The 18,498-nt window shown below is 54.9% G+C and carries 14 protein-coding genes; 10 read left to right on the forward strand and 4 right to left on the reverse strand.

The genetic code is table 11. From position 1 onward, the window contains the following. The first annotated feature begins 125 nt into the window (after positions 1-125). The 8 genes from lolA to CRO87_RS13985 all read left to right on the forward strand — a co-directional run bounded on the left by lolA (position 126) and on the right by CRO87_RS13985 (position 9,990). Positions 126-737 (forward strand): outer membrane lipoprotein chaperone LolA, encoded by a 612-nt coding sequence (gene lolA, locus CRO87_RS13950; RefSeq protein ID WP_097163546.1) that lies wholly within the window; start codon positions 126-128, stop codon positions 735-737. 9 nt (positions 738-746) lie between these two features. Further along, positions 747-2,090, forward strand: a complete 1,344-nt coding sequence (rarA, locus tag CRO87_RS13955) for a replication-associated recombination protein RarA (RefSeq protein WP_097163547.1) — start codon at positions 747-749, stop codon at positions 2,088-2,090. 91 nt (positions 2,091-2,181) lie between these two features. After that, positions 2,182-3,474, forward strand: coding sequence for a serine--tRNA ligase (gene serS / locus CRO87_RS13960; protein WP_097163548.1), 1,293 nt, complete (start codon positions 2,182-2,184; stop codon positions 3,472-3,474). A gap of 198 nt (positions 3,475-3,672) precedes the next feature. Further along, on the forward strand, positions 3,673-6,117 hold the full coding sequence (dmsA, locus tag CRO87_RS13965; RefSeq protein WP_097163549.1) for a dimethylsulfoxide reductase subunit A: 2,445 nt from the start codon (positions 3,673-3,675) through the stop codon (positions 6,115-6,117). Between the two features lie 10 nt (positions 6,118-6,127). After that, positions 6,128-6,745, forward strand: coding sequence for a DMSO/selenate family reductase complex B subunit (locus tag CRO87_RS13970; protein WP_097163550.1), 618 nt, complete (start codon positions 6,128-6,130; stop codon positions 6,743-6,745). Position 6,746: 1 nt separating this feature from the next. Next, positions 6,747-7,610: a dimethyl sulfoxide reductase anchor subunit family protein gene (locus CRO87_RS13975; protein ID WP_097163551.1), complete on the forward strand. Its 864-nt coding sequence runs from the start codon at positions 6,747-6,749 to the stop codon at positions 7,608-7,610. A 274-nt stretch (positions 7,611-7,884) separates the two neighbouring features. After that, positions 7,885-9,033, forward strand: a complete 1,149-nt coding sequence (locus CRO87_RS13980; protein WP_097163552.1) for an MFS transporter — start codon at positions 7,885-7,887, stop codon at positions 9,031-9,033. Positions 9,034-9,117: 84 nt separating this feature from the next. After that, the gene (locus tag CRO87_RS13985) at positions 9,118-9,990 is read left to right on the forward strand and encodes a LysR family transcriptional regulator (RefSeq protein ID WP_097163553.1); all 873 of its coding nucleotides are present in this window, start codon (positions 9,118-9,120) and stop codon (positions 9,988-9,990) included. Between the two features lie 27 nt (positions 9,991-10,017). On the opposite strand, the gene pflA is transcribed toward CRO87_RS13985, so the two are convergent. The 4 genes from pflA to ycaO form a co-directional block, all read right to left on the reverse strand. Further along, positions 10,018-10,758 carry a pyruvate formate lyase 1-activating protein gene (gene pflA, locus CRO87_RS13990; protein ID WP_097163554.1) on the reverse strand — a complete coding sequence of 247 codons (741 nt, stop codon included), beginning with the start codon at positions 10,756-10,758 and terminating at the stop codon, positions 10,018-10,020. 221 nt (positions 10,759-10,979) lie between these two features. Beyond that, positions 10,980-13,262 carry a formate C-acetyltransferase gene (gene pflB / locus CRO87_RS13995; RefSeq protein WP_097163555.1) on the reverse strand — a complete coding sequence of 761 codons (2,283 nt, stop codon included), beginning with the start codon at positions 13,260-13,262 and terminating at the stop codon, positions 10,980-10,982. Between the two features lie 51 nt (positions 13,263-13,313). Further along, positions 13,314-14,171 carry a formate transporter FocA gene (focA, locus tag CRO87_RS14000; RefSeq protein ID WP_141398704.1) on the reverse strand — a complete coding sequence of 286 codons (858 nt, stop codon included), beginning with the start codon at positions 14,169-14,171 and terminating at the stop codon, positions 13,314-13,316. A gap of 399 nt (positions 14,172-14,570) precedes the next feature. After that, a complete protein-coding gene (gene ycaO / locus CRO87_RS14005) occupies positions 14,571-16,337 on the reverse strand; it encodes a 30S ribosomal protein S12 methylthiotransferase accessory factor YcaO (RefSeq protein WP_097163557.1) in 1,767 nt (588 codons plus the stop codon). 137 nt (positions 16,338-16,474) lie between these two features. Between ycaO and CRO87_RS14010 the strand changes: the two genes are divergently transcribed. After that, on the forward strand, positions 16,475-17,167 hold the full coding sequence (locus tag CRO87_RS14010) for a DUF421 domain-containing protein (protein ID WP_097163558.1): 693 nt from the start codon (positions 16,475-16,477) through the stop codon (positions 17,165-17,167). Positions 17,168-17,344: 177 nt separating this feature from the next. Beyond that, complete coding sequence (serC, locus tag CRO87_RS14015) at positions 17,345-18,433, forward strand: 3-phosphoserine/phosphohydroxythreonine transaminase (RefSeq protein ID WP_097163559.1); 1,089 nt, start codon at positions 17,345-17,347, stop codon at positions 18,431-18,433. Positions 18,434-18,498: the final 65 nt, after the last annotated feature.

An 18,498-nucleotide genomic window follows, 5' to 3' on the forward strand; every position in this document is an offset into this window, starting at 1 on the left:
GCGTTTGAAAAGTTGCGTAAATAGCCAAAAATTAAGTATTTTCTCCTGTCCACACCCCGGGCGCAGAGCCTAGAGTGTGGACCAAGAGACTCCCGCGTCGGGAGTGACGCATTTAAGGAATGAAGATGAAAAAATTTGCCATCACCTGTGCCTTACTGACCAGCGTCGTTGCAAGCCAGGTCTGGGCCGATGCCGCAAGCGATTTGAAAAGTCGTCTGGATAAGGTAAGCAGCTTCCACGCAAGCTTCACGCAAAAAGTGACCGACGGCAGCGGGAATGCGGTGCAGGACGGGCAGGGCGATCTCTCTGTGAAGCGTCCAAACCTGTTTAACTGGCACATGACGCAGCCGGACGAAAGCATTCTGGTGTCCGACGGCAAAACGCTTTGGTTCTACAACCCGTTCGTTGAGCAGGCCACCGCGACCTGGCTGAAAGACGCGACCAGCAACACGCCGTTCATGCTGATCGCCCGTAACCAGTCCAGTGACTGGCAGCAGTACAACATCAAGCAGAGCGGCGATGACTTCGTGCTGACCCCAAAAGGCAGCAACGGTAACCTGAAAGAGTTCACCATCAACGTCGGCCGTGACGGCACCATTCATCAGTTCAGCGCCATCGAGCAGGACGACCAGCGCAGCAGCTATCAGCTGAAGTCCCAGCAGAACGGCTCGGTGGATGCGTCTAAATTCACCTTTACTCCACCAAAAGGCGTAACGGTAGACGATCAGCGTAAATAAGAGGCGTACGTGAGCAATCTGTCGCTCGATTTTTCCGATAATGCGTTTCAACCTCTGGCCGCCCGTATGCGGCCAGAAAATTTAGCGCAGTACATTGGTCAGCAGCACCTGCTGGCCAGCGGTAAGCCGCTGCCCCGGGCCATTGAAGCAGGGCATCTGCATTCGATGATTCTGTGGGGGCCGCCGGGTACGGGAAAAACGACGCTGGCAGAAGTGATTGCCCGCTATGCCAACGCCGACGTGGAGCGTATTTCTGCGGTTACGTCCGGCGTGAAGGAAATTCGTGAAGCCATTGAACGCGCCCGACAAAACCGCAATGCCGGGCGGCGCACTATCCTGTTTGTCGATGAAGTCCACCGCTTCAACAAAAGTCAGCAGGATGCGTTTCTGCCGCACATTGAAGACGGAACCATTTTCTTTATTGGCGCGACGACCGAAAATCCCTCTTTTGAACTCAACTCTGCACTGCTCTCCCGTGCTCGCGTATACCTGCTGAAATCGCTGACCGTCGAAGACATCGAACAGGTGCTGACCCAGGCAATGACCGACAGCGCGCGCGGCTACGGCGGCCAGGACATCGTTCTGCCGGACGAAACCCGCAAGGCGATTGCGGAGTTAGTTAACGGCGATGCGCGTCGGGCGTTGAACACGCTGGAAATGATGGCCGACATGGCGGAGCTGAATGCCTCCGGCAAGCGGGTTCTGCAGCCAGAGTTGCTGACGGAAATCGCCGGGGAGCGCAGCGCGCGCTTTGATAATAAAGGCGACCGCTTTTACGATTTAATTTCCGCATTCCACAAATCCGTTCGCGGCAGCGCCCCGGATGCGGCGCTGTACTGGTATGCGCGTATTATCACCGCCGGGGGCGATCCCCTGTATGTCGCTCGTCGCTGCCTGGCCATAGCGTCAGAAGATGTCGGCAACGCCGATCCGCGTGCGATGCAGGTGGCTATCTCTGCCTGGGATTGCTTTACCCGCGTCGGCCCCTCTGAAGGTGAACGTGCCATCGCGCAAGCCATCGTGTATCTGGCCTGCGCACCGAAGAGCAACGCCGTTTACACCGCTTTCAAAGCGGCAATGGCGGATGCGCGCGAGCGCCCGGACTATGACGTGCCGGTTCACCTTCGCAATGCGCCAACCAAACTGATGAAAGAGATGGGCTACGGGCAGGAGTATCGCTACGCCCACGACGAGCCTAACGCCTACGCGGCAGGTGAAGCCTATTTTCCGCCGGAAATGTCGTCAACGCGCTATTACCAGCCAACATCGCGCGGCCTTGAAGGGAAGATTGGTGAAAAGCTCGCCTGGCTTGCCGAACAGGATCAAAATAGCCCCATAAAACGCTACCGCTAAACAAGACGTTGCGGTAAGGTTATCGCTGTATCCCTAAAGACCGCAGGCTGCGGTCTTTTCCTCACTTTAATTCGATAAGCACAGGATAAGCATGCTCGATCCCAATCTGCTGCGTACCGAGCCAGACGCAGTCGCAGAAAAACTGGCACGCCGGGGCTTTAAGCTGGATGTAGATAAGCTGCGCGCTCTTGAAGAGCGGCGTAAAGTTCTGCAGGTAAACACTGAAAATCTGCAGGCAGAGCGCAACTCGCGATCGAAATCCATCGGCCAGGCAAAAGCGCGCGGGGAAGACATCGAGCCGTTACGCCTGGAAGTGAACAAACTGGGCGAAGAACTGGATGCCGCGAAGGCCGAGCTGGAATCACTGCTCGCTGAAATTCGTGACATCGCGCTGACCCTGCCAAACATTCCCGATGACTGCGTTCCGCTGGGCAAAGACGACAGCGAAAACGTGGAAATCAGCCGCTGGGGCGAGCCGCGTAAATTCGATTTCGAGGTCCGCGATCACGTGACGCTGGGTGAAATGGCGAAGGGGCTCGATTTTGCCGCCGCCGTTAAGCTCACCGGTTCCCGCTTCGTGGTGATGCAGGGCCAGATTGCGCGTATGCACCGTGCGCTGAGCCAGTTCATGCTGGATCTGCACACCGAGCAGCACGGCTACATGGAAAACTATGTGCCGTACCTGGTAAACCAGGAGACGCTGTATGGTACCGGCCAGTTGCCTAAGTTTGGCGGCGATCTGTTCCACACCCGTCCGCTGGAAGAAGAAGCGGACAGCAGCAACTACGCACTTATCCCGACTTCTGAAGTCCCGCTGACCAACCTGGTGCGTGACGAAATCATTGATGAAGATGATTTGCCGATCAGATTGACCGCGCATACGCCATGCTTCCGTTCTGAAGCCGGTTCTTACGGTCGAGATACCCGTGGCCTTATCCGCCAGCACCAGTTTGATAAAGTCGAAATGGTGCAGATCGTGCGTCCGGAAGACTCCATGGACGCGCTGGAAGAGATGACCGGTCACGCAGAGAAAGTGCTGCAGTTGCTTGGTCTGCCATACCGTAAAGTCCTGCTGTGCAGCGGCGATATCGGTTTCGGCGCGCGCAAAACCTACGACCTCGAAGTCTGGTTACCGGCGCAGGATACCTATCGCGAGATTTCGTCGATCTCTAACTGCTGGGACTTCCAGGCTCGCCGCTTGCAGGCACGCTGCCGTAATAAAGCGGACAAGAAAACGCGTCTGATGCACACCCTGAACGGTTCCGGCCTGGCCGTGGGTCGTACGCTGGTTGCCGTGCTGGAAAACTATCAGCAGGCAGATGGCCGTATTGCTGTCCCGGAAATGTTACGTCCTTACATGAACGGCCTTGAGTTCATCGGCTGAGTTCGACATTTCTGACGAAAAAGCGCCTGAGGGCGCTTTTTTTATACCTGAATTGACACTGAACAATAACCCTTCGGACGAAAGCGTCGATACTCCCTTCGAATTATAAGCAGCATAAAACTCTAAAAAAGACTGAATTCGTTATATACATAACTATATAACGGTGAATCATTTCAATGAGCAATGAAGTGAGTATCCATGAAAATTAAAGCCCCCGATGCTTTGCTGAGCGCCGAAGTCAGCCGTCGAGGTTTGATGAAAACCTCTGCGATTGGCGGACTGGCGATCGCCAGTAGCGCGTTCACATTACCGTTCACCCGTATCGCTAATGCAGCAGATGCCATTGCGCCAGGTGGCGCGAACGGCAAAGTTGTCTGGAGCGCCTGTACGGTGAACTGCGGCAGCCGTTGCCCGCTGCGTATGCATGTGGTTGACGGTGAAATCAAATATGTCGAAACCGACAACACCGGCGACGACAACTACGATGGTCTGCACCAGGTGCGTGCGTGTCTGCGCGGCCGCTCTATGCGTCGTCGCGTGTACAACCCGGATCGCCTGAAATACCCGATGAAGCGCGTAGGTAAGCGCGGCGAAGGGAAATTCGAGCGCATCAGCTGGGAAGAGGCGTATGACACTATCGCCAGCAACATGCAGCGCCTGATCAAAGACTACGGCAACGAGTCCATCTACCTGAACTACGGTACCGGCACGCTCGGCGGCACCATGACCCGCTCCTGGCCACCGGGAAAAACGCTGATCGCCCGCCTGATGAACTGCTGCGGTGGTTATCTGAATCACTACGGTGACTATTCAACCGCGCAGATTGCGATGGGCCTGAACTACACCTACGGCGGCTGGGCCGACGGCAACAGTCCGTCCGATATCGAAAACAGCGATCTGGTCGTGCTGTTTGGTAACAACCCTGGCGAAACGCGCATGAGCGGCGGCGGCGTGACGTATTACCTCGAACAGGCACGTCAAAAATCCAACGCCCGAATGATCATCGTCGATCCACGCTACACCGACACCGGTGCCGGGCGTGAAGATGAGTGGGTGCCGATTCGTCCGGGTACCGATGCGGCGCTGATCTCTGCGCTGGCGTGGGTGATGATCAAAGAGAACCTGGTCGATCAGCCGTTCCTCGATAAGTACTGCGTGGGCTACGACGAGAAAACCATGCCCGCGGGTGCGCCAGCGAATGGGCACTACAAGGCGTACATTCTGGGCCAGGGCAACGACGGTATTGCGAAAACCCCTGAGTGGGCTTCTGCAATCACCGGTGTGCCGGTAGAACGCATCGTCAAGCTTGCCCGTGAAATCGGCAATGCGAAACGCGCCTTTATCAGCCAGGGCTGGGGCCCGCAGCGTCACGCCAACGGTGAACTGGTTTCCCGTGCGATTGCGATGCTCGCGATCCTGACCGGTAACGTCGGCATTAACGGCGGCAACTCAGGCGCGCGTGAAGGTTCTTACGATCTGCCATTCGAACGTATGCCGACGCTGGATAACCCGGTACAGACCAGCATCTCGATGTTTATGTGGACCGATGCGATTGAGCGCGGCGCGGAAATGACCGCCCTGCGTGACGGCGTGCAGGGCAAAGATAAGCTCGATGTGCCGATCAAAATGGTCTGGAACTATGCGGGCAACTGCATCATCAACCAGCACTCGGACATCAACCGCACCCACGACATCCTGCAGGATGACAAGAAGTGCGAGCTGATCGTGGTGGTGGATTGCCACATGACTTCCTCGGCGAAGTACGCGGATATTCTGTTGCCGGACTGTACCGCGTCCGAGCAGATGGACTTCGCGCTTGATGCTTCCTGCGGCAACATGTCCTACGTGATCTTTGCCGACCAGGTTATCAAACCGCGCTTTGAGTGCAAAACCATCTATGAGATGACCACGCAGCTGGCAAAACGCATGGGCGTCGAGCAGAAGTTCACCGAAGGGCGTACTCAGGAAGAGTGGATGCGTCATCTGTATGAACAGTCCCGTCAGGCTATCCCTGAGCTGCCATCCTTCGATGAGTTCCGTCAGCAGGGTATGTTCAAACAGCGCGATCCGGAAGGGCATCACGTGGCCTACAAAGCGTTCCGTGAAGATCCTGCTGCCAATCCGCTGACCACGCCATCGGGCAAAATCGAAATCTACTCCTCAGAGCTGGCAAAAATTGCCGCAACTTGGGAACTCGCCCCAGGCGACGTTATCGATCCGCTGCCGATTTACGATCCGGGCTTTGAAAACTACAACGATCCGCTCTCTAAACAGTACCCGCTGCAGCTCACAGGTTTCCACTACAAAGCGCGCGCTCACTCCACCTACGGCAACGTAGATGTGCTGAAAGCCGCGTGCCGTCAGGAGATGTGGATCAACCCAATGGACGCGCAAAAGCGTGGGATTGGCAATGGCGATCGCGTGAAGATTTTCAATGGTCGTGGCGAAGTTCATATCGAGGCTAAGGTCACTCCGCGCATGATGCCGGGCGTGGTGGCGTTAGGTGAGGGCGCATGGTATGCCCCGGATGCGAAAGGGGTAGACCAGGCGGGCTGCATTAACGTGCTGACCACCCAGCGTCCGTCGCCGCTGGCGAAGGGCAACCCGTCGCACACTAACCTCGTTCAGGTCGAAAAAGCGTAAGGAGTAACCGATGACCACTCAGTATGGATTTTTTATTGATTCGAGTCGCTGCACCGGTTGCAAAACCTGCGAGCTGGCTTGTAAAGACTACAAAGATTTAACCCCGGACGTCAGCTTCCGCCGTATTTACGAATACGCGGGCGGAGACTGGCAGGAAGATAACGGCACCTGGCATCAGAACGTTTTTGCCTACTACCTCTCTATCGCCTGCAACCACTGCGAAGACCCCGCCTGTACCAAGGTCTGTCCGAGCGGGGCGATGCACAAGCGTGAAGACGGTTTTGTGGTGGTGAATGAAGATGTCTGCATCGGCTGTAAATACTGCCACATGGCGTGCCCGTATGGCGCACCTCAGTACAACGAAGCCAAAGGCCATATGACCAAGTGTGATGGCTGCCATGACCGCGTTGCGGACGGCAAAAAACCGATTTGCGTCGAATCCTGCCCGCTGCGTGCCCTGGACTTCGGGCCGATTGAAGAGCTGCGTAAGAAACACGGTCAGCTTGCTGCCGTGGCACCATTGCCGTCTGCTCACTTCACCAAGCCGAGCATTGTTATCAAACCTAACGCCAACAGCCGTCCGACAGGTGACACCACCGGCTATCTGGCAAACCCGAAGGAGGTTTAAGATGGGAAGTGGATGGCATGAATGGCCGCTGATGATCTTCACGGTGCTCGGACAGTGCGTGGCAGGCGGCTTTATCGTTCTGGCGCTGGCGCTGATGAAGGGCGAACTCTCCCGTGAACAGCAGCGTCTGGTGGTGCTGAGCATGTTTGGCCTGTGGGTGCTGATGGGGATTGGCTTCATCGCTTCTATCCTGCACCTGGGCTCACCGCTGCGGGCGTTTAACTCGCTGAACCGCATTGGTGAATCTTCGTTGAGTAACGAAATTGCCAGCGGCTCCGTGTTCTTTGCGGTCGGCGGTATTGGCTGGCTGCTGGCGGTGCTCAATAAGCTGCCTCAGGCGCTGCGCAGCCTGTGGCTGGTCCTGACGATGGTGCTGGGCGTGATTTTTGTCTGGATGATGGTGCGCGTCTATAACACCATCGACACCGTCCCGACCTGGTACAGCATCTGGACGCCGATGAGCTTCTTCCTGACGATGTTTATCGGCGGGCCGCTGCTCGGTTTCCTGCTGCTTCGCGTGGCGGGCGTCGACGGCTGGGCAATGCGTTTATTGCCTGCTGTGTCGCTGCTGGCGCTGGTGGTCAGTTCGGTCGTGGTGATGATGCAGGGCAGTGAGCTGGCAACGATCCACAGCTCAATCCAGCAGGCTTCTGCGCTGGTTCCGGCCTACGGTTCGCTGATGGCCTGGCGTCTGGTTGCACTGGCCTTGGCGCTGGTGTGCTGGATTGCACCACAGCTGAAAGGGCACCAGCCCGCCGTTCCTCTGCTGAGCCTGGCCTTCGTGCTGATTGTGGTGGGTGAGCTGATTGGTCGCGGCGTGTTCTACGGCCTGCATATGACCGTCGGTATGGCGATCGCCAGCTAAGCCGCGTATTGCACCGGACTGCAAGGGTCCGGTGCAACAAAAAATGCGGGCCTTCCATGAAATATTTCAACTGACAGCAATCGCACATTTCCCTGATTATTTAATAAAAACAATGGAATAATTTAAAAATAAATTCCGTTGTCGCTTCGCTGGATAAAAAACTTCAATTGTTCCCCTGAAAACCGCGCCAGCTCTGGGCTGGAGGGAATTGACTTTATTCGTGGCGGTGGCATGATGCGCACGAATTTTGAACTTCCTCACGGTTTTTTAATCCATGTCCACCTATTCCCGCCCGGTGCTGCTTCTGCTCTGTGGCTTACTTTTGCTGACGCTGGCGATCGCAGTGCTGAACACGCTCGTCCCGCTTTGGCTCGCCCATGAACATTTACCGACCTGGCAGGTGGGTATGGTCAGCTCATCCTATTTCACCGGCAATCTGGTGGGGACGCTGCTCTGCGGGCGATTGATTAAGCGCTTTGGCTTCAATCGTAGCTACTATTTGGCGTCGCTGATTTTTGCCGTGGGCTGTGTCGGATTAGGGCTGAACGTGGGCTTCTGGAGCTGGCTGAGCTGGCGCTTTATTGCGGGCGTGGGCTGCGCGATGATTTGGGTCGTGGTGGAAAGCGCGCTGATGTGCAGCGGCACCTCCCACAATCGTGGCCGCCTGCTCGCCGCCTATATGATGGTGTATTACGTAGGAAGCGTTCTGGGTCAGCTGATGGTCAGTCAGCTTCCAACCGATTTGATGAGCGTCCTGCCGTGGGTAACAGGGATGGTGCTGGCCGCCATTCTGCCGCTGCTGTTCGCCCGCATCGTTAATCAGTCGCAGGAAGAGCACGCGCCGACGCAGGTCTGGCCAATGCTGAAGCTGCGTCAGGCTCGTCTGGGCGTGAACGGCTGCATTATTTCCGGTATCGTGCTTGGCTCACTGTATGGCCTGATGCCGCTGTTTCTCAATCATCAGGGCGTGAGCGACGCCGGGATTGGCTTCTGGATGGCGGTCATGGTCAGCGCCGGAATTATCGGGCAGTGGCCGATTGGTCGTCTTGCCGATCGCTATGGTCGCCTGTTGGTCCTTCGTGTTCAGGTCTTCGTGGTGATTCTGGGCTGTCTGGCGATGCTCAGCGGTGCGGCAATGGCGCCAACGCTGTTTATCCTTGGCGCGGCGGGCTTTACGCTTTATCCAGTGGCGATGGCGTGGGCATGCGAAAAAGTGCAGCATCATCAGCTGGTTGCGATGAACCAGGCGCTGCTGCTGAGCTACACCATCGGCAGCCTGCTGGGCCCAACGTTTACCTCGATGCTGATGCAGAACTACTCGGACAACCTGCTGTTCGTGATGATTGCCAGCGTTTCGTTCATCTATCTGCTCATGCTGCTGCGCAAAGCCGGGCACCACCCGACGCCGGTGGCGCACGCCTGATTCGAAAAGCCTGTCGACCGACAGGCTTTTTTCTTTCTGTACTCTCCGATAAGGTATCTGCTTTCCTGCAATGAAGGATGGCTGATGGAACTGCTACGTTTTACGTTTGCCCAGATTGAAGCCTTTGCCTGCGTGTGCGAGACAGGGACGCTCACCCAGGCCGCTAAGAAGCTGAAAAAAGACAGAACCACGGTGAGCGAACTGCTCGATTACCTGGAGGTCGATCTCGGTTACAGGCTGTTTGACCGCTCGACGCGTCCGCTGACCCTGACGCCACAGGGGCAGCTGCTTTATCGCCAGGCGCGGCTGTTTTTACATGAGGCTGAAGCCTTCTCCCGCATAGCCAGACAAATTCCCGACAGTATCGAAACGCACCTCACGCTGTGTTATGACCTGTTCACGCCCCGCGCATTGCTGCTCCGGCTGGCAGAGCAGCTACAGGCGCAGCATATTCAGTTGGACATGATTGCCTGTGAACGCGTGCAGGCTGAGCAGTGGCTGGACGAAGGCAGCGTCGATGTGGCGCTGTTTCAGGCGATGAACCGTTCCGTTAACGATCATCTGCACTGGCGAGCCGTGGGCAGCGTTTCACTCGCCGTTTATGCCCGAAAAGGCTACTTCGCGAAGCAACCTGCGTCACTGCTGCATCTGGCTTCCCGGCCTCAGCTGATGCCGTTTCGCGACTTACCGCCGTCGCTTGCCGGGCGGCTGCGGATTGCCGACAGCTTAATTCACGTTAATGAAATTTCACTGCTGGAAGGTTTGTTGCAGGCCGGTGCAGGCTGGGCATTTCTGCCGGACCATTTCACCGCCGACCGGCTGGAGGGCGTGATGCGTGTCAATACGGAAATGGGCGATAACGGGCTGACGCATCCGCTAGTGGCGCTGTGGAAACCGGGCGTTGTGAACGGACCCCTGTTGGCTCAGGTCCTTGCCGCGCTGGAAGAAGAGATATAAAAACAGCCTCCGAAGAGGCTGTGTGAATCAGTACATCACTTTGTGACCGTATTGCTCAAGGATGCCCTTGACGCGGTCCATCGTCTCTTTCTTCGGCGGATGCACGCCGTCCAGCTTGTACTCTTCGCCCATCGCCACCCATTTGTGTTTGCCGAGTTCATGGTAGGGCAGCAGCTCAATTTTTTCGACGTTGCCCATATCGCGGGTAAATTCGCCGAGACGGTGGGCAGAATCGTCATCGTCGGACCAGCCAGGCACAACGACATAGCGGATCCAGACGTTAATATTCTTGTTCGCCAGATAGCGGCAAAACTCCAGGGTGCGATGGTTGGAGACGCCCACCAGGTTCTGGTGAATATCGTCGTTCATCTGCTTGAGATCGAGCATCACCAGGTCGGTCACCTCCAGTAGTTCATCAATTACCGGGTCGTAGCGACGGACAAAGCCGTTGGTGTCGAGGCAGGTGTGGATGCCTTCTTTGCGGCAGGCGCGGAACCAGTCACGCACAAATTCAGCCTGCAAGATGGCTTCGCCGCCGGAAGCCGTGACGCCGCCGCCGGACGCATTCATAAAGTGGCGATAGGTCACCACTTCCTTCATAAGTTCTTCAACGGTGATTTCTTTGCCGCCGTGGGTGTCCCAGGTGTCGCGGTTGTGGCAGTACAGGCAGCGCATCAGGCAGCCCTGGAAGAAAGTGATAAAGCGGATCCCCGGGCCATCGACGGTGCCACAGGATTCGAAGGAGTGAATGCGACCAATTGCTGACATTGCGGTGTTTTCTCCAGATACGGCCCATCCGGGGCCAGTGTATGCACAGCTCAAAACCGGCTGTGTTAAGTCTGTTTTGGCAGAGACCCATACCTTTTCAAAGTATAGATGGCTGGCAAAGCAGGCTGGAGCAGGAGCAGGAGAGTAATTGTTAAAAAGGCCCCACGGGTGTGGAGCCTTTATTGTACGCCGATTACTGCGTAATTTCAGTCAAAACCCAATTACATGGTCTGAGTGAAGGTACGGGTAATAACGTCCTGCTGCTGTTCTTTGGTCAGGGAGTTGAAACGTACCGCATAACCAGAAACACGGATGGTCAGCTGAGGATATTTCTCAGGGTGTTCCATCGCATCGAGCAGCATTTCACGGTTCATGACGTTCACGTTCAGGTGCTGACCACCTTCGATGGACGCTTCGTGATGGAAGTAACCATCCATCAGGCCTGCCAGGTTGGTTTTACGCACTTCGTCGTCTTTACCCAGCGCGTTTGGCACGATAGAGAAGGTGTAAGAAATACCATCTTTCGCGTAAGCAAACGGCAGTTTAGCCACGGAGGTCAGAGAGGCAACAGCACCTTTCTGGTCACGACCGTGCATTGGGTTAGCACCTGGGCCGAATGGCGCGCCAGCACGACGACCGTCTGGGGTGTTACCGGTTTTCTTACCATAAACCACGTTAGAGGTGATGGTCAGAACAGACTGAGTCGGGATAGCGTTACGGTAGGTAGTCAGTTTCTGAATTTTCTTCATGAAACGTTCTACCAGGTCAACCGCCATGTCATCAACGCGGGAGTCGTTGTTACCAAACTGCGGGTATTCGCCTTCGATAGCGAAGTCGATAGCCAGACCGTCTTCGTCACGAATTGGTTTAACTTTCGCATATTTGATTGCAGACAGGGAGTCAGCCGCAACGGACAGACCTGCGATACCGCAAGCCATGGTGCGGATAACGTCACGGTCGTGCAGCGCCATCAGAGAGGCTTCGTAGCTGTACTTGTCGTGCATGTAGTGAATCACGTTCAGCGCGGTGACGTACTGTTTAGCCAGCCAGTCCATGAAGTGATCCATGCGGTCCATCACTTCGTCGAAGTTCAGAACGTCGCCTTTCATGGCTTCAGTTTTAGGACCAACCTGGATTTTCAGTTTTTCATCAACGCCGCCGTTGATTGCATACAGCATGGTTTTCGCGAGGTTAGCGCGAGCACCGAAGAACTGCATTTGCTTACCAACAACCATTGGGCTTACGCAGCATGCGATAGCGTAGTCGTCGTTGTTGAAGTCCGGACGCATCAGGTCATCGTTCTCATACTGCAGAGAAGAGGTATCGATGGACACTTTCGCGGCGAATTTCTTGAAGTTCAGAGGCAGTTTTTCAGACCACAGAACGGTGATGTTCGGCTCCGGAGAAGGACCCATGGTGTACAGGGTGTTCAGGAAGCGGAAGCTGCTTTTTGATACCAGAGTACGGCCATCAACGCCCATACCACCGATAGATTCAGTTGCCCAGATTGGGTCACCGGAGAACAGCTCATCGTATTCTGGGGTACGCAGGAAGCGAACCATACGCAGTTTCATGACCAGGTGGTCAATCATTTCCTGAGCGTCTTGCTCGGTGATTTTGCCTGCTTTCAGGTCACGTTCGATGTAAGCATCCAGGAAGGTGGATACGCGACCGAAGGACATTGCAGCGCCGTTCTGAGATTTAACCGCGGCCAGGTAGCCGAAGTAAGTCCACTGGATAGCTTCCTGTGCGTTGGTAGCAGGACCAGAGATATCGCAGCCGTATTTTGCTGCCATTTCTTTGATCTGACCCAGTGCACGGTGCTGCTCGGAGATCTCTTCACGCAGACGGATAGTCGCTTCCAGGTTTACGCCGTTTTCCATGTCAGACTGCAGGGACAGGAACTGTGCGTATTTGTCTTTCAGCAGGTAGTCGATACCGTACAGCGCAACGCGACGGTAGTCACCGATGATACGGCCACGGCCATACGCATCTGGCAGACCGGTCAGAACGCCAGACTTACGGCAGTTCAGAATGTCTTTGGTGTAGACATCGAAAACGCCCTGGTTGTGGGTTTTACGATAGTCGGTGAAGATTTTTTTCAGCGCAGGATCCAGTTCGCGGTTGTACGCTTTGCAGGAACCTTCGACCATTTTGATGCCGCCGAACGGGATGATCGCACGTTTCAGAGGCGCTTCAGTCTGCAGACCAACGATTTTCTCGAGCGCTTTGTTGATGTAGCCCGCGTCGTGAGAAGTGATGGTGGAAGCAACGGAGGTGTCGAAATCAACTGGAGCATGGGTGCTGTTTTCCAGTTTGATGCCTTCCATGACGTTATCCCACAGGGCGGTGGTCGCGTCAGTAGCGCCTGCCAGGAAGGATTCATCACCTTCGTACGGGGTGTAGTTTTTCTGGATGAAGTCACGGACGTTGACTTCTTTCTGCCAGTCACCTTTGGCAAAACCTTCCCAGGCTGTGGCTAACTTTTCATTAAGTTCGGACATGTAACACCTACCTTCTTATGTGGATTTTTTATTTACTGCCTGAAACAACCGTTAGTGCTGGTCGTTGCCACGCAGGTAAATGACCCAGTACGTCAACCCGACTAACAGACCACCGCCGATAATGTTGCCGATTGTCACCGGAATCAGGTTATCAGTGATGAAGTTCATGACAGTCAAGTGTGAGAAATGGTCCGGAGTGGAACCGACAGCGGTCCAGAATTCCGGGCTGGCGAAGTTCTTAACGACGATCCCCATCGGGATCATAAACATGTTTGCGATGCTGTGCTCAAAGCCGCTGGCGACGAACATCGCAACCGGCAGCACCATGATCATCGCTTTGTCCATCAGGCTGCGGCCGGAGTAGCTCATCCATACGGCCAGACACACCATCAGGTTTGCCAGAATACCGAGGCAGACGGCCTCAATAAAAGTATGATGCATTTTGTGGTCGGCAGTTTGCAGGACGTTCAGGCCCCATCCACCGTTGGCGGTCATATATTCGCCAGAGAGCCACATCAGCAAAACAAAGAGCAGACAACCAATCAGGTTACCAACATAGACGTTGAACCAGTTCTTCGCCAGCTGCCCCCAGGTGATTTTACCGCTCGCTTTCGCGACAACGATCAGCACCGTAGAGGTGAAGAGATCGGCCCCGCAGATCACGCACAGGATAAGACCCAGTGAGAAGCAGATACCACCAATCAGCTTGGCAACGCCAAACGGCATACCTGCTGTGCCTGTTGTGGCGGTGATATAGAAGACGAAGGCAATAGAGATGAAGACACCCGCAGTAATCGCCAGGAAAAAGGTTTTGAGCGGTTGTTTCGTTGCTTTATAGACACCCGCTTCCTCGGCCACTTTGGCCATCTCAGCTGGGAGTAAAAGATCAAAAGGGTTGTCAGCTTTCACACTAACTCTCTCTTTATTAAGTCGGCGACGAGATACTAACAAAGCATTATAGAAGAGAAATTGATATAGATCATATCTCGCCTGGCTTATAGGCCCGCAAAGCGCGTGGTTTTTCAGCGAAAGCGGCGTAACTTTTTGATTATCAAAATAAAAATAAATTTTAAAATTTGCAAATAGAGTTGAATTTTCTTGCCGCACCCCCATTAACGCAGTTAATTAAAATGGAGTAATATGCATTAAAATTAACATCCGTCGTCAACTACCAATAATAGTATTTACGCATGGTTAACTTAATTATTACAAATTAGCGATCGGGCCGAAGAAAATAAAAACGGGGCCCACTTTGTGGCCCCGTAATATAGCGCAGGCGAATAATTTCGCCATACCTTATTTAAGGTTTTACTGCTGGTCTGCCCAGAAGTTAGCTTTTGCGCGCTGCAGCTTTTCGTAGGCTTTCAACAGCGACTGGTGTGCCGGGAAGGCGACGAGATCGCTGTCAACAGGCTGCAGGCCGTAGAAGGCTGCTTCCCCGCTGAGTGCGGCGCTTGCCGCTTCCACTGCATCTGCACCGTACATGCGCACGAAGGCATTCAGATACTGCAGCGGCTGGCGTTCTTCTTCCTGAGACAGCAGAAGAAGGGTTTGCAGGCAGCGGTAGTAGTTGGCGCGTTCAGCGCTGAAAATGGACGCATTGAATTCCATGGTCCATTCGGTCCAGATCAGGGCCTGTTCCATATCGCCGCCCGCCAGCGCCAGCATCGCTTTCAGTTCGCCGATGCGCAGCGTGTACCAGCCGTTGTCTTTGCCGGTCGCCATACCCAGCAGCTCACGCACGCGGGTGAAGTCGTCCAGACCTTCGTCATCCATTTGCTCAATCAGCGCCAGGTAATCCTCTTTTTCCCATTCGCTGTTTGGCAGAGACAAAATAGTCTCACGCAGATGGCTGCCCATATTGTTATTTGCCAGCCACAGATCTTCAGCCGGATAAATATCAGACATGCCAGGCACGATAATACGACAGGCGTAAACGCTCAGATGCTCGTAGTCGGCGATATACACTTCTTTATCTTCCGCCTGGAAAATAGCCATCAGGGTGGCGAACTCTTCCTCGGTGGTGCCGGAGAAGTTCCAGTCTGCAAACGGGTAGTCCGCATCCTGTTTGAACATATCCCAGGAGATCAAACCGCTGGAGTCGATGAAGTGGGTTTCGAGGTTGGCGTGCTCGGCCACTTCTTCGTCGTCGAAGGTTGGTGGGGTGAACACGTCGAGATCTTTCAGGCCGCGGCCCTGGAGCAGCTCGGTCACGGTACGTTCCAGCGCCACGCCAAAATCAGGGTGCGCGCCGAAGGAAGCAAAACAGGTGCCGTTGGCCGGGTTGAACAGGACCACGCAAATCACCGGGTATTTACCGCCCAGGGAACCGTCGTAAGCGAAGATAGGGAAGCCTTCTGCTTCGAGTTTGGCAATGGATTCCACTACGCCCGGGTAGCGCGCCAGCACGTCGGCAGGAATTTCCGGCAGGCTGATGCTTTCGGCAATGATGCGGTTTTTGATGTGGCGTTCGAACACTTCAGACAGGCCCTGAACGCGCGCTTCGTTTGCCGTGTTGCCCGCAGACATACCGTTGGAGACATACAGGTTACCGACGATGTTCATCGGAATATAAACGGTTTCCCCATCGGACTGACGGGTAAACGGCAAGCCGCAGACGCCACGATCGTCATTCCCCGACTGCAGATCGACCAGGCCGCTGGCGGTGAGCTGATCGTCAGGATCGTAGAAGGCACGCAGGCGAGCATCCAGCAGGCCTTCTGGCACATCATCATCTTCTGGCAGTGGGAACCACTTCTCATTCGGGTAATGCACGAACGGGCCGTTGGCGATGGTTTCGCCGAGCCAGAAGTCAGCGAAGAAATAGTTGGTGGACAGACGCTCAAAGTATTCGCCGAGCGCAGAGGCCAGGGCCGCTTTTTTTGTCGCGCCTTTACCGTTGGTAAAGCACAGCGCGCACTCTTTGTCGCGGATGTGCACGGACCAGACGTTTGGCACCGGGTTCAGCCAGGAGGCTTCTTCAATGTTGAATCCGAGATCCGTCAGTTTTTGCTGGAAGCGGGCGATGGAGTCTTCCAGTGCGGCGTCTTTGCCGGGAATAAAGGTTTGAGTCATGGCGGTCACTTTTGTCGTACGGAAAGCGCGCAATGATACGGGTTTTGCGTGTCAGGCGCTATCGTCCCGGCGTCGGCGGCGAAAATAAAAGCCTCAGCTACGCTTAGAGACATTAACCTCCTGTTCAGGCTGAAAAAATGCAAGCATTCGATCTACATCGTATGGCCTTCGACAAGGTCCCGGTAGATTTTCTTGGGGAAGTGGCGCTGCGCAGCCTCTACACCTTTGTGCTGGTGTTCCTGTTTTTAAAGATAACCGGGCGACGCGGTGTGCGGCAGATGTCGTTGTTTGAAGTGCTTATTATCCTGACTTTGGGCTCAGCGGCGGGCGACGTTGCGTTTTACGACGATGTGCCGATGTTGCCCGTGCTGGTGGTGTTTATCACGCTTGGCGTGCTGTACCGGCTGGTGATGTGGCTGATGTCGCACAGCGAAAAACTGGGAGATTTGCTGGAGGGCAAACCGGTGATTGTCGTCACTGACGGCGAACTGGCCTGGGAAAAACTGCGCGCCGAAAATCTGACGGAGTTTGAATTCTTTATGGAGCTGCGCCTGAGCGGCATTGAGCATCTCGGGCAGGTCAAGCGGGCAATCATGGAAACCAATGGCCAGATCAGCGTCTATTACTTTCCCGATGAAGAAGTGAAGCCTGGTTTGCCGATTTTACCGGGCAAGTGCGTCAAACGCTTTACCGTGCTGCCGGAAGAAAACCTCTACGCCTGTACAAAATGCAGCGCGATTTTTCATTTACAGGCAGGTGACCGACAATTGTGCGCCCGCTGTGCAAATCCGCAATGGGCGAAGGCCAGTCGGGCAAAACGGGTGACCTGACAGCAATTATGTCGGCATTGTGACGTCAAGTCGGCAGATTCTGTTGTGTGATGCTTCCCGCATTTTTTAACGCGCACTGATTTGCCATTGCGGGCTGTGTCACTGAATGGTAAAACCGATAGCCACAGGAAACACTTATGCCTGCGGGCCGATACTTGTACAGCGTGGTGAGGGGAAATGACTCAGGTCTTCAATTTTAGTTCTGGTCCGGCAATGCTTCCGGCGGATGTTCTTAAACTGGCGCAACAGGAGCTGTGTAACTGGCAGGGGCTGGGCACTTCGGTGATGGAAATCAGCCATCGCGGAAAAGAGTTCATCCAGGTGGCTGAAGAAGCGGAAAAAGATTTACGTGACCTGCTCAATATCCCTTCCAACTATAAAGTGCTGTTTTGCCACGGCGGCGGCCGCGGCCAGTTCGCTGGCGTTCCGCTGAACCTGCTGGGTGATAAAACTGCCGCAGATTACGTGGATGCAGGATACTGGGCTGCAAGCGCCGTGAAGGAAGCGAAAAAGTACTGCGCTCCTAACGTTATCGACGCAAAAATTACCGTAGATGGGCTGCGTGCCGTCAAGCCGATGCGCGACTGGCAGCTCTCCGATAACGCTGCCTATCTGCATTACTGCCCGAACGAAACCATCGACGGCATTGCCATTGATGAAACGCCGGACTTTGGCAAAGACGTTATCGTCGCCGCGGACTTCTCGTCCACGATCCTCTCAGGCCCTATTGACGTCAGCCGCTACGGCGTGATTTATGCCGGCGCACAGAAAAACATCGGCCCTGCGGGCCTGACTATCGTCATTGTGCGTGAAGACCTGCTGGGTAAAGCACATCAATCCTGCCCGTCGATTCTCGACTACACCGTGCTGAACGACAACGACTCCATGTTCAACACGCCACCGACGTTTGCCTGGTACCTTTCAGGCCTGGTCTTCAAGTGGCTGAAAGAGCAGGGCGGCGTTGCGGCAATGGATCGCATCAACCAGCAAAAAGCCGATCTGCTGTATGGCGTTATCGACAACAGCGACTTCTACCGTAACGACGTGGCGAAAGCTAACCGTTCACGCATGAACGTGCCGTTCCAGCTGGCGGACAGCGCGCTGGATAAGCTCTTCCTCGAAGAGTCCTTCGCGGCCGGTCTGCATGCGCTGAAAGGCCATCGCGTAGTCGGCGGGATGCGCGCATCCATTTACAACGCCATGCCGCTGGCAGGTGTTGAAGCTCTAACCGACTTTATGAAAGCGTTCGAACGCCGCCACGGTTAATGCCCCTGTTTCATCCCCATGGCCCGTCCATGGGGTTTTTTATTTTCTGCTTTTGAGAGTTGAGT

It is taken from the genome of Enterobacter sp. CC120223-11, assembly GCF_900215375.1.
In the GTDB taxonomy this organism is placed as follows: Bacteria; Pseudomonadota; Gammaproteobacteria; order Enterobacterales; family Enterobacteriaceae; genus Scandinavium.